Raw genomic sequence first — 12,562 nt, 5'->3', positions numbered from 1 at the left:
TCGGAAATGGGGTAAGCTATGAATACGATTGTGCTTATTGTAACTGCGCTAATTGGCTATTTATTAGGGTCAATTAGCTTCAGTTACATTATTGCAAAAAAAATAAAAAAAGTAGATATCCGTCAGCATGGAAGTGGGAATGCCGGGGCGACGAATACGTTAAGAGTTTTAGGCGTAGGCCCGGCAGTAAGTGTATTAGCACTAGATATATTCAAAGGGGTTATAGCTGTTTGGATTGGTGTTTTCCTAGCACCAAATGACAGTGGTTTATTTCCAGCAATCGCCGGACTTGCGGCAATTTTAGGGCATAATTGGCCTGTTTATTATGGATTTCGCGGTGGAAAAGGAGTAGCAACGACAATTGGAGTGTTAGCGAGTCTTGTATTTTTTCCGGCATTATTTGCAGGGGTTATTGCTATTATAAGTATTTTTATAACACGTTACGTTTCACTTGGATCACTCTTATTTGTTTTATTTACGCCAATTTTTACGTCTATCTTTCTTCATACATACGACTATCCATCTCTTTATATTGTATTAACAGTCGTTGTTGCGCTCCTATCATTTTGGCGTCACCGCACGAATATTCAACGCTTGTTCACGGGAACAGAGAGTAAAATTGGACAAAAAAAGTAGTCATTAGAAAATAGAATGTAAAAAGGAGTTGATCGTATGGCAAAGGTTGCTGTCATTGGCGCAGGTAGTTGGGGAACGGCCTTAGCCATAGTCCTTGCTGATAATCAACATGATGTTCGTTTATGGGGAAGGCGCGAGGAACAAATAAAGGAAATAAATGAACAAAAAACGAATAAAAAATACCTTCCTGATATTAAGCTTCCTGATAATATAACGGGATACACGAATCTTGAAGAGGCAGTTTCACAAGTAGAAACCGTATTGCTAGTTGTGCCTACAAAAGCAATTCGTGAAACCGTTCAACAGTTAATCACGGTGTTAAAACAACCGGTAACAATGGTTCATGCCAGTAAAGGAATTGAACCAGGTTCTCATAAACGAATATCGGAAATGATTGAAGAGGAGTGTCTCCAATCACATCAACTAAAGGATGTTGTCGTGTTATCAGGTCCGAGCCATGCTGAGGAAGTAAGCTTACGTCAACCAACAACGGTTACAGTATCATCTAAAAAGCAAGAAGCTTCAGAGGCTGCTCAAGATTTATTCATGAATCAACATTTTAGGGTTTATACGAATCAAGATTTAATCGGAGTTGAAATTGGCGGTGCTCTCAAAAACATCATTGCCCTTGTTTGTGGTTTAACGAGTGGTTTAGGCTTAGGTGATAATACGAAAGCGGCGATCATGACTAGAGGGTTAGCTGAAATCACTCGGTTAGGAGTTAAGCTTGGAGCGGATCCACTAACATTTGCTGGTTTAAGTGGACTCGGTGATTTAATTGTTACGTGTACCAGTGTCCATTCTCGAAATTGGCGAGCAGGACATATGATCGGAAAAGGTCAATCTCTTGATGAGGTATTAGAAAAAATGGGCATGGTTGTTGAAGGGATCCGGACGACAAAAGCGGCACATGAATTGGCTCAGGAGTTAAACGTTGAAATGCCAATAACGGCTGCACTCCATGCAGTTCTATTTGATGGTATTCACCCACGTGATGCAGCTGAAGAACTAATGGGCCGTGTCAGAAAACATGAAGTAGAGGAATTTCAGATTTACTGAAATGTTGCAACAAACTCTCCTAGTTCGCATACGATATCGTGAAACTACGAATGGAGGAGGGCGCTTCATGTTTGAAAAGAATGACAATCCATTACTAGATCAGCTTCAAAAGAAAACAAATGTTAAGCCTGATGAATTATTCAAGCTAGCCAATTCTGTAAGTAATGCAAATTTACAGGATGAGCAAACGGTTAGACAATTAATTGCTCAAGTGGCTAAACTTGCGAATAAACCTGTTTCGAAAGCAAAGGAAGACCAAATTGTTCAAGCGATCTTAAATAAAGATATGCCAATGGATTTTGCTTCTCTTGCAAAAATGTTCAATAAAAAGTAGTTAAGTTTAGGCGACTGTTGTCGCATCTTATCTATTGATGAATATACTTTTATAGAACGAACATTAAAATTAGGGCTGTGCAATACGAAGGGTTTAGTCAAAGGAGAATTGTGCCCCACTCTTCTCCTCTATCACGGATGTCTCTTAGGTGTATTCAACGCCTTCGAGGCATTTTTTTTATGTTCATTTTATAGACAAGCTTTTCTTATGTTGATAAAAAGGCTTGTGTTATAATAGAAGCTGGAATAGTAGGAGGTTGATGAACGTGTCTCAAGCAATGATGAACATGTGGATTTCTTTTTTTGCGCTAGCACTTATGTTTATTTCTGCTGGTGCAGCTATTTTTAGCCGGACAAAACTAAAAGGGATTATCCAAAAAATCGTATTAGCATTTTCATTTGTTTGTTTGATGGTTGCTGGAATCATTGTTTTTTTAATTGTTATTGGTGGCCCAACAGCAACGCTATAAAAAAATAGATAGAGGCAGGCGAGTTTTACATGAATAGATGGCTCATGACCACCGTATGTCTCGTTGTGAGTATACTTTTAAGTGGTTGTTTTTATCCGAATGACCGGAAAGCAGAAAATCAATTATCGTATCCTGATCAGCTTCAGGCCGTTCAAACAGCAGTTAATCAATTCCAAGCTGATACAGGAGTCCTACCCATTCGTACATTTGATGCATCTACCCCACTTTATCAGCGGTATGTAATTGATTTCAATCAACTTGTACCTCGTTACCTTCAGCAGCCACCCGCAACGGCTTTTGAAAATAGCGGTGTGTACCAATATGTACTTGTGAATGTAGAAGAAGAACCTGAAGTAAAGGTAATTGATTTAAGATCGATGAACGAAATTAGGGAGCTACAGAAGCGTTTAAATCAATATATGAATAAACACACCTATGCTCCGATTAAGGAAATGCTAGACGTAGGTCTTTTTAAGCTTGACCATGAGGCCTTGAATTATAAGGAGGCGCCTCATGTTCGGAGCCCTTACTATAATACGGTACTTCCGTTATTATTAACAAACGATGGGGATATTGTCATTGATTATAAAATTGATCTTAATATGGCTTTACAGGAATTTGAACATTCGTTTGGAGAAAACGAAGATCTTCGCAGCATTCTAGTTGAACATTTCCCGATTGTACCGGTTCGTTCTATTCCATATATATTGGATGAAAACGGTGAACCGCAATACCACATCCGCTTAAATAAAAATTGAATGAAAAAAAGTGGTCTAAAATGCTCCTTCCTTTGATATATATATCAGAGGAAGGGGCATTTTCGGTTTCACCCCTTCTCGGTAGCAGACGAGAACGTTGAGATACCGATAATAATCATGCTTCTTTCCGAAGAGTTGTCATATTTGTTGGACAACATCATAGATATGATAGTGTCCAAGGTTTACGGAACTCGACGAATCTCAAATCTTTACTTGATCGGGAGGGGATCACGTGGAAAAAATTGATATTTTTAAGGATATCGCTGAAAGAACAGGTGGCGATATTTATCTCGGAGTAGTAGGTGCAGTTCGCACAGGGAAGTCAACATTTATTAAAAAGTTTATGGAGTTAGTTGTACTCCCGAACATTGAAAATGAGTCAGAGAGGGCTCGTGCTCAAGATGAGCTTCCGCAAAGTGCAGCTGGGAAGCAAATTATGACAACAGAACCTAAGTTTGTACCAAATCAAGCGATTTCCATTCATGTTGATGAAGGATTAGATGTAAATGTACGTCTTGTTGATTGTGTCGGCTATGCTGTACCAGGGGCAAAAGGCTACGAGGACGAAAATGGTCCACGTATGATTAATACACCTTGGTATGAGGAGCCAATTCCATTTCAAGAAGCATCAGAAATAGGGACAAGAAAGGTAATTCAAGAACACTCAACATTAGGTGTGCTTGTGACGACAGATGGTTCGATTGGCGATATCCCACGTCAGGATTATCTTGAGTCAGAGACTCGTGTTGTAGAGGAATTAAAAGAAGTTGGAAAGCCGTTTATTATGATTGTGAATAGTGTGCGCCCGCACCACCCTGATACAGAACAGCTTCGTGCTGAGTTAGCAGAAGAACATGATATTCCTGTATTAGCTATGAGCATTGAGAGCATGACGGATGCGGATATTAATAATGTACTTCGTGAAGTATTATTTGAATTTCCAGTTCATGAGGTAAACGTTAATCTTCCAAGCTGGGTCATGGTACTTAAAGAGGATCATTGGTTGCGTCAAAGCTATGAAGAGTCTGTTCGCGAAACCGTGAAAGACATTAAGCGTCTTCGTGATGTTGACAGAGTAGTCGGTCATTTTGCTGAGTATGAATTCATTGATGATGCACGCCTTGCAGGAATTGAAATGGGTCATGGAATTGCTGAAATTGACCTTTTTGCACCAGATGACTTATATGACCAAGTACTTAAAGAAGTGGTCGGTGTTGAAATCCGTGGCAAAGACCATCTCCTTCAACTAATGCAGGACTTCGCTCATGCGAAAGCAGAGTACGATCAAGTTTCTGATGCATTAAGAATGGTGAAACAAACAGGCTATGGTATCGCCGCTCCAGCTCTTACTGACATGAGTCTTGATGAACCTGAAATTATTCGTCAAGGTTCTAGGTTTGGTGTTCGATTAAAGGCTGTTGCACCATCAATTCATATGATTAAAGTCGATGTTGAATCAGAGTTTGCACCAATTATTGGTACAGAGAAGCAGAGTGAAGAACTAGTTCGTTATTTAATGCAGGATTTTGAAGAAAATCCATTATCGATTTGGAACTCAGACATTTTTGGTCGCTCATTAAATTCCATTGTTCGAGAAGGAATTTCGGCTAAGCTTTCACTTATGCCGGAAAATGCTCGCTATAAGCTAAAGGAAACATTAGAACGTATCATCAACGAAGGTTCTGGCGGACTTATTGCGATTATTTTATAAAAAGAGATGAAGAAAAAGGAGCCTATATGTAGGTTCCTTTTTGCTTTTAAAGGCGATAATATGCTAAGCTTTTAACAAATCGTCCATTGGGGTATTCTAAAATGAATACGAAAAAGACGTTGGATGGGGGTCTAAATAAAATGAAAGAATTCAACCATGAAAAAATTAAACAAGCTGTTACAATGATACTAGAAGCGATTGGAGAAGACCCGAGTCGTGAAGGTTTATTAGATACGCCGAAGCGTGTAGCAAAAATGTATGAAGAAGTGTTCCAAGGATTAAATGAAGATCCGAAAGAGCATTTTGCTACTATTTTTGGTGAGGATCATGAAGAGCTTGTACTTGTGAAAGATATTCCGTTTTTTTCAATGTGTGAGCATCACCTCGTTCCATTTTATGGACATGCACATGTTGGCTACATACCTAAAGGTGGAAAGGTGACTGGCTTAAGTAAGCTAGCTCGGGCTGTTGATGCCGTTGCACGTCGTCCTCAGCTACAAGAACGAATTACTTCTACGATTGCTGAGTCACTTGTAGAGACACTTGATCCACATGGGGTTATTGTCGTTGTTTCAGCTGAACATATGTGTATGACAATGAGAGGGGTTAAGAAACCTGGAGCGAAAACGGTAACATCTGCTGTACGAGGAACATTTGCTCATGATGCAGCAGCAAGAGCCGAGGTTCTATCATTGATTCAAGGTAGTTGAGTGAAGGAGAGATGAGGAATGAGTAGTCAAAATGATTTTTTTGTTATTAAGGCTAAGGAGAATGGTGTGAATGTGATTGGTTTAACGCGTGGATCTGATACAAGATTTCACCATTCTGAGAAATTAGATAAAGGTGAAGTAATGATTGCACAATTTACAGAGCATACATCAGCTGTAAAAATTCGAGGAAAAGCCACTATTCAAACGAGTCATGGTACAATTGATACGGAAGAGTAAAGCAGGGAAACCTGCTTTTTATATTATCAACGGAAATATGGGCGTGATACGTTTTTACATTTGTTTAGTGTACCATTTGATTTTATGCTATAATAGTATCCGACTTATGCCTGAGAACGAACAGCCTTAAGTGTTACTACAACGATGTATGGGATTTGGGGGAAGTAATCATGGTTAGAATGAATCATTTTAATGATATGGTCAAAGAGATAAAGCAAAGTTTTTATCAGTTAACAAGGCATCCTTATATACAAAAATACGTGGCTGAGCCAACGATTGATGAGGATAGGCTCCGATTTTTATATGCAATGCTCGGGAATAAGCTTCCGAATAAGGAAGTAAAGGTGTTTACGCTATCTGCATTGCTCGTTCAAGCTGCCTTAGATGTACATGAAGCTGTCTCCCTACATAAAATCCATACAGACTCTGTTCGTAAAAATAGACAATTAACTGTTTTAGCTGGAGATTACTACTGTAGTCTCTATTACTATTTACTTGCTGAAGGGAAGCATTTACCGATGATTCGTGTGTATAGCCATTCTATTCAGCAAATTAATGAGTTGAAAATGAATGTATATGAGTCAAATCATTTATCCTACCTTGAGACCCAAAATCAAATTGCCTCAATGGAATCTTTGCTTGTACAAAATATTGCCGAACATTTCCAACTTCCTGTGTGGAAAGAGGTTGTAAGTGACTTTTTCTATTTAAAGCGTCTCTTATTTGAGCGTAGTGAATGGTTAGAAGGCAGAAAGCAGCCGATAATTGAAGCGATGATTCGTGAGACAAGTCATATCGATGAGGTTCTTTCATATTGTGAACAGAAAATTGAACAGATCAAAGATCGACTTTTGACAAAAGGGCAGAACCTTCAAATGTTTGAGGGATTCCTTATTGACCATGTTGACCGACTGATTGGTTCATCAGCGTATCCAGAAAAAGTAGCAGAAGAAGGGTGAATCATGATGGGACAAACGAAAGAGGAACGTGTTCATCAAGTATTTGAATCCATTTATAAAAAATATGACGTGATGAATTCTGTCATTAGTTTCCAGCGCCATAAGGCATGGAGAAAAGATACGATGAAACGAATGGATGTAAAATCTGGTAATGCAGCACTAGATGTGTGCTGTGGGACTGCGGATTGGACGATTGCATTAGCGGAAGCGGCAGGCCCTACTGGAAAGGTCGAGGGGCTTGATTTTAGTGAAAACATGCTAAAGGTCGGTCAGAAAAAAGTAGATGAACGCAACCTTAAGCAAGTGACCTTAACACACGGAAATGCTATGGACTTGCCATATGAAGATAATCAATTTGATTATGTTACGATTGGTTTCGGCCTCCGTAATGTACCAGATTATATGCAAGCATTACGAGAAATGTATCGAGTCGTAAAACCTGGTGGTATGGTTGTCTGTCTTGAAACGTCACAACCGACGATCCCAATTTTTAAACAATTGTATTTCTTCTACTTTCAACGTATTATGCCGTTATTTGGTAAGTTGTTTGCCAAAAGCTATGATGAATATTCTTGGTTGCAGGAGTCGACGATGAACTTTCCGAATCGAGAAAAATTAGCGCAAATGTTTAGAGAAGCTGGCTTTTCAAATGTAGAAGTAAAGTCGTATTCAGGTGGCGTTTGTGCAATGCATTTAGGTATCAAACAAGAAAACTAGAAGAAGTAAGAATTGGAGCAGATTATTGTGATTAGAAAGTTAAAAATCATCTTAGAAATGATAAAGTTTGAACATACAGTTTTCGCCCTTCCGTTTGCCTACTTTGGCGCTATACTTGGTGGCTATATTATTAATGGTGAGATCCCAACACTTTCACAGTGGGTTTGGATAACGGTTGCAATGGTAGGAGCAAGAAGTGCTGCTATGTCGTTAAATCGGATTATTGACGAACAAATTGATAAGAAAAATCCTAGAACAGCAGAACGGGCGATACCTGCAGGACTAGTATCGAAGCTAGAAGTGCTAATTTTTATTATCATTTCATTTACGCTATTATTCTATGCGGCATTCCAGTTAAATATGTTGGCTGTCTATTTACTACCTATTGCCGTATTTTTTCTCGTTATTTATTCATACACGAAACGATTTACATGGGCGTGTCATCTCATCTTAGGGATTACTATCGGAATTGCTCCTTTAGGTGGTTGGGTTGGAGCGACAGGAACGTTAACTTGGGAGGCTTTCGTTTTATTTATTGCTGTCGCATTATGGACGGCGGGCTTTGACGTGATTTATGCCACTCAAGATGCGGACTATGACCGTGAACATAAGCTATTTTCAATTCCGAGTCGTTTTGGCATTCCAACTGCATTAATGTTAGCGAAGGTTTTTCACGTAATTAGCTTTCTTGCCTTTGTTACGTTATTCATTGTTTCGCCATTGGGCTGGCTCTATGTAATCGGGGTAATCATTGCCGGGGGAATTATGATTTATGAACACTCACTTGTGTCACCGCATGATTTATCTAAAGTAAATGTGGCTTTCTTTACGATGAATGGGATCTTGAGTCTGGTTATGTTTATTTTTGCGATTGGAGATGTACTCTTATGAGTCAGCAATCAAAAGGGATTTTCACCGTTGGAATAACGGGGGCAAGTGGGGCACAGTATGGTGTTCGACTAGTCCAAGAACTACTAAATCAATCATACAAGGTTCATTTAGTGTTAACTGAAGCAGCATGGCAAGTTTTTAAAGAGGAGTTACGATTAGATACGTCGGATCGAAATCGTGTATTAAATGAGCTATTTCCTTCTCATTTAGGACAATTACATACTCATGATTTGCATGATTATGCTGCACCTATTGCAAGTGGTTCTTATCAAACGGATGGTATGATAATTATTCCTTGTTCGATGGGGACGTTATCAGGGATTGCTCTCGGTGCATCAGGAAGCTTACTTGAAAGAGCAGCCGATGTCATGCTAAAAGAACAAAGGAAACTAGTGATCGTCCCTCGTGAAACGCCACTTAATCAAATTCATTTAGAGAATATGTTAAAGCTTTCTAAAGTGGGGGCAATGATTGTTCCAGCGATGCCTGGGTTTTATCACCTACCGCAATCGCTTGATGATGTGATTAACTTCCTTGTTGGAAAAGTATTGGACAGTGCAGGGGTTCCACATGAGCTATTTACCCGGTGGGGGGCAGAAAGACGATGACCGTTATTGGAGAAATCTCATATACTAATATTTTGCCTTTTTTCTTTTATTTGGACAGGGCTCGGTTAATGAAGCATTCATGTCGTTTTGTTCCTCAAGTACCTTCTCAATTAAATGAGGCGATGGCCGTTGGCAAAGTTGATGTTGGTGGGATATCATCTTTCGCCTATGCCCAACAACCTGCAGCCTATACGCTTTTGCCGGACCTTTCTGTTTCGTCATATGGAAAAGTTGGGTCAATTTTTTTGTTTTCACGGGTTCCATTAGAGGAGCTGAATGAAAAAAGAATTGCGCTTACTTCAAGCTCAGCAACCTCAGTCCATTTATTAAAAGTCATCTTAGAGTACTTTTATAAGCTGGAAAATACTTATACTACGATGACTCCACACTTAGATAAAATGTTAGTAGAGCATGATGCTTGTTTATTAATTGGCGATGATGCCATTAGAGCAACATGGAATAAAGGTTCTCATCTATATCAATATGATCTTGGCGAGCTATGGTACAAGCATACTGGATTTCCGATGGTGTATGCTGTGTTCGCTGTTAGAAATCAGCTAGTTTTTCAGGATGCAGATATCGTGGGAGAGTTATATCGTTCATTTTTAGCAAGCAAAAATAAAAGTATTCAGCTTCGACATGAACCAATGATACAACAAATTATGTCGACTATCGGCGGAGATAAATCTTTTTGGGATACGTATTTTGCTGGCTTATGTTATGATTTTAGTGAGAAAGAGCAGCAGGGGCTCCTTTATTATTACAAGCTTGTATACGAATGTGGTTTTCTAGAAAAACCAGTTGAAACAATTCATGTTTGGGGTTCAGTACGCCAATGAACAAACCCAAACGAGTAAGGTGGACGACATGAAGTTAGCAGACATTTACATGCATTTTCAATCAGATATTGCGATTATTGAGAGGGAGTTAGAATCAAGTGTCCAGGCGGAGAATGAGGTTCTTCGCGATGCCTCTGTTCATTTGTTACGAGCTGGAGGGAAGCGGATTCGACCAGTTTTTGTTTTATTAGCTGCGAAGTTCGGTCATTATGATATTAACGTCCTAAAGAATATTGCCGTTCCATTAGAACTTATCCATATGGCTTCTCTTGTTCACGACGATGTTATCGATGATGCTGAGTTAAGACGCGGAAAAAAAACGGTGAAATCGCAGTGGGACAATCGTGTGGCTATGTACACTGGAGATTATATTTTTGGGAAAGCTGTTGAATGTGCCGCATTTTTTGATAATCCGACCATCCATCAAACTTTATCAAATACGATGGTAGAAATGTGTATAGGTGAAGTTGAGCAAATTCGTGACCAATATAATTGGGGTCAAAATTTACGTGTATACTTCCGAAGAATAAAACGAAAAACAGCATTACTAATTGCTGTAAGCTGTGAGCTTGGCGCACTTGCTGCAAATGCTGATCCAGATGTACGGAAAAAACTTTATCAATTTGGTTATAATGTTGGAATGTCATTTCAAATTACCGATGATATTCTTGATTTTGTTGGAACAGAAGAACAACTTGGAAAGCCGGCTGGTGGAGATTTAAGACAAGGAAACGTTACTCTTCCTGCATTATATGCAATGCATCATCAAGCTGAAGTCAAAGCGTTAATTATGAACCTATTAGCTGATGAATTTCCGGAAAAAGTAAATGTCGATCCAATCCTTCAAGCAATCAAGCAATCTGGCGGAATCGAGTATTCTCTAAAAATTAGCGATATGTACTTGGAAAAAGCATATAAAGCACTATACGGACTTCCCGATTCAGAAGCAAAAACATACTTCCGAGAAATCGCCAAATACATAGGAACACGCAAGTTTTAGAGGCGACACGAACGTGGCGCCGGCAGCCGACCGTAGGAGGCTCAAGGGTATAAAAAAACAGAACTTATCCTAAAATATGGGTAAGTTTTGTTTTTTTATTGAGGTGATACAAGAACTGTGTTATACTAATGTGTGTTTGATATGACATAATTGATATTTTAGAGAGAGAGGGTAATTGGATGGAGCGTACATATTTAATGGTAAAGCCTGACGGTGTTCAAAGAAACTTAATTGGTGAGATTATTTCACGCTTTGAAAAGAAAGGGTTTACATTGGTAGCCGCTAAATTGATGACGGTTACAAAGGAAATGGCAGAAGAGCATTACCAAGAGCATAAGGAACGTCCTTTTTTTGGCGAGCTTGTTTCATTCATTACGTCAGGTCCGGTGTTTGCGATGGTGTGGGAAGGGAATAATATCATTACAACTGCTAGAAAAATGATGGGAAAAACCAACCCAGTTGATGCTGAACCGGGAACTATCCGAGCTGATTATGCTGTGAATATGTCAAAAAATATTATTCACGGATCTGATTCTCTTGAAAGTGCAGAAAGAGAGATTAACATTTTCTTTAAGGAAAGTGAATTAAACCAATATGAAAAAGTAATGAATAAGTGGATATAATGTTTATGAAGGTGTCTGTTATGAACAGGCACTTTTTTTATAGGAAGTATTGAAAAATGAAGTAGTTATAGCAATTTTCGACAATCCATCGTATGATATTCAAATAGACTGAAAATAGAGGGGAACATAAATGAGTCAGGATTATCAGCGATTTGTAGCCAATGTTAAAAATAAGACGGCCATTGATCTTGGTCTTTACAAAGAGGCTCAAATGAAACGAAGGCTAGAGTCACTTAGAGATAAAAAAGGCTTTAAGGATTTTACATCTTTTTATCAAGCGATGACGGAAGACGAAAAACTTTTTAATGATTTTCTTGAAAGAATGACCATTAATGTTTCGGAATTTTACCGTAATTATAAAAGATGGGAAGTTCTTGAATCAAAAATACTTCCGAGATTATTAAAAGAGAATCCCCGTCCTAAAATTTGGAGTGCTGCTTGTTCAACGGGGGAGGAACCATACACATTAGCGATGATTTTAGCTAATTTCATGCCGCTTTCGCAAATTTCAATCTTTGCAACAGATTTGGATCGTACGATTATCGAACGGGCAAAGGTCGGCCTCTACACGGAGCGCTCATTAAAGGAAGTGCCTAAACATATCTTAGCAAAGTATTTTGATAAAGATCCGATGGGTTATAAAGTTAAAGATGAAATAAAACGGACAGTAAAGTTTCAACATCAAAATTTATTAGCTGACCGTTTCCAAAATCAATTTGACTTAATCGTTTGCAGGAATGTCATGATATATTTTACAGAAGAAGCGAAAGACCAGCTCTACCACAAATTTAGCCAAGCTTTGCGAAAAGGTGGTGTCCTGTTTGTTGGGAGTACCGAGCAAATTTTTAACGCCTCGAATTATCAATTTGATACAGAGGACACCTTTTTCTATAAAAAAATGTAAAATGTCAATGCTATATAAAAGGAAAACCTCGCTAAGTTAACTTGCTGTCGCTATTAGACGAGCTACCCCCTTTTTGATAGAATAAGTTGAAGAATATGAAATGTTCT

At 38.8% G+C, this 12,562-nt stretch carries 16 protein-coding genes; all 16 read left to right on the top strand.

What is annotated here, in order from left to right:
• Nucleotides 1-18: 18 nt before the first annotated feature.
• The 16 genes from plsY (at nt 19) to B1R93_RS01425 (ending at nt 12,455) form a co-directional block, all read left to right on the top strand.
• Nucleotides 19-636, top strand: a complete 618-nt coding sequence (gene plsY / locus B1R93_RS01500) for a glycerol-3-phosphate 1-O-acyltransferase PlsY (RefSeq protein WP_088102222.1) — start codon at nt 19-21, stop codon at nt 634-636.
• A 36-nt stretch (nt 637-672) separates the two neighbouring features.
• Nucleotides 673-1,695 carry an NAD(P)H-dependent glycerol-3-phosphate dehydrogenase gene (locus tag B1R93_RS01495; RefSeq protein ID WP_088102221.1) on the top strand — a complete coding sequence of 341 codons (1,023 nt, stop codon included), beginning with the start codon at nt 673-675 and terminating at the stop codon, nt 1,693-1,695.
• Between the two features lie 67 nt (nt 1,696-1,762).
• Nucleotides 1,763-2,029 (top strand): stage VI sporulation protein F, encoded by a 267-nt coding sequence (locus B1R93_RS01490; RefSeq protein ID WP_088102220.1) that lies wholly within the window; start codon nt 1,763-1,765, stop codon nt 2,027-2,029.
• 265 nt (nt 2,030-2,294) lie between these two features.
• A complete protein-coding gene (locus tag B1R93_RS01485) occupies nt 2,295-2,498 on the top strand; it encodes a DUF2768 domain-containing protein (protein ID WP_088102219.1) in 204 nt (67 codons plus the stop codon).
• A gap of 29 nt (nt 2,499-2,527) precedes the next feature.
• On the top strand, nt 2,528-3,256 hold the full coding sequence (locus B1R93_RS01480) for a hypothetical protein (protein ID WP_088102218.1): 729 nt from the start codon (nt 2,528-2,530) through the stop codon (nt 3,254-3,256).
• A 232-nt stretch (nt 3,257-3,488) separates the two neighbouring features.
• The gene (gene spoIVA / locus B1R93_RS01475) at nt 3,489-4,967 is read left to right on the top strand and encodes a stage IV sporulation protein A (protein ID WP_088102217.1); all 1,479 of its coding nucleotides are present in this window, start codon (nt 3,489-3,491) and stop codon (nt 4,965-4,967) included.
• A 140-nt stretch (nt 4,968-5,107) separates the two neighbouring features.
• Nucleotides 5,108-5,677 carry a GTP cyclohydrolase I FolE gene (gene folE / locus B1R93_RS01470; RefSeq protein ID WP_088103361.1) on the top strand — a complete coding sequence of 190 codons (570 nt, stop codon included), beginning with the start codon at nt 5,108-5,110 and terminating at the stop codon, nt 5,675-5,677.
• Nucleotides 5,678-5,695: 18 nt separating this feature from the next.
• The gene (gene mtrB, locus B1R93_RS01465) at nt 5,696-5,914 is read left to right on the top strand and encodes a trp RNA-binding attenuation protein MtrB (RefSeq protein WP_088102216.1); all 219 of its coding nucleotides are present in this window, start codon (nt 5,696-5,698) and stop codon (nt 5,912-5,914) included.
• 170 nt (nt 5,915-6,084) lie between these two features.
• A complete protein-coding gene (locus tag B1R93_RS01460; RefSeq protein WP_088102215.1) occupies nt 6,085-6,873 on the top strand; it encodes a heptaprenyl diphosphate synthase component 1 in 789 nt (262 codons plus the stop codon).
• Between the two features lie 6 nt (nt 6,874-6,879).
• Complete coding sequence (locus B1R93_RS01455; RefSeq protein ID WP_088103360.1) at nt 6,880-7,590, top strand: demethylmenaquinone methyltransferase; 711 nt, start codon at nt 6,880-6,882, stop codon at nt 7,588-7,590.
• Nucleotides 7,591-7,617: 27 nt separating this feature from the next.
• Nucleotides 7,618-8,481: a UbiA-like polyprenyltransferase gene (locus tag B1R93_RS01450; protein ID WP_207634131.1), complete on the top strand. Its 864-nt coding sequence runs from the start codon at nt 7,618-7,620 to the stop codon at nt 8,479-8,481.
• Complete coding sequence (locus tag B1R93_RS01445) at nt 8,478-9,089, top strand: UbiX family flavin prenyltransferase (RefSeq protein WP_088102213.1); 612 nt, start codon at nt 8,478-8,480, stop codon at nt 9,087-9,089. Before B1R93_RS01450 ends, B1R93_RS01445 begins: the two co-directional genes overlap by 4 nt.
• Entirely contained in the window at nt 9,086-9,928 is an 843-nt protein-coding gene (locus tag B1R93_RS01440) for a menaquinone biosynthetic enzyme MqnA/MqnD family protein (protein WP_088102212.1), read from the top strand. Before B1R93_RS01445 ends, B1R93_RS01440 begins: the two co-directional genes overlap by 4 nt.
• A 28-nt stretch (nt 9,929-9,956) precedes the next feature.
• Nucleotides 9,957-10,928 carry a heptaprenyl diphosphate synthase component II gene (hepT, locus tag B1R93_RS01435; RefSeq protein ID WP_088102211.1) on the top strand — a complete coding sequence of 324 codons (972 nt, stop codon included), beginning with the start codon at nt 9,957-9,959 and terminating at the stop codon, nt 10,926-10,928.
• 179 nt (nt 10,929-11,107) lie between these two features.
• Nucleotides 11,108-11,551, top strand: coding sequence for a nucleoside-diphosphate kinase (ndk, locus tag B1R93_RS01430; protein ID WP_088102210.1), 444 nt, complete (start codon nt 11,108-11,110; stop codon nt 11,549-11,551).
• Nucleotides 11,552-11,681: 130 nt separating this feature from the next.
• Nucleotides 11,682-12,455, top strand: coding sequence for a CheR family methyltransferase (locus B1R93_RS01425; protein ID WP_088102209.1), 774 nt, complete (start codon nt 11,682-11,684; stop codon nt 12,453-12,455).
• The last annotated feature ends 107 nt before the right edge of the window (nt 12,456-12,562 follow it).

The sequence above is a fragment of the Halalkalibacter urbisdiaboli genome, from assembly GCF_002156385.1.
GTDB classification, from domain to species: domain Bacteria; phylum Bacillota; class Bacilli; order Bacillales; family Bacillaceae_D; genus Halalkalibacter_A; species Halalkalibacter_A urbisdiaboli.
This window is presented reverse-complemented; position numbering and strand designations above follow the sequence as displayed.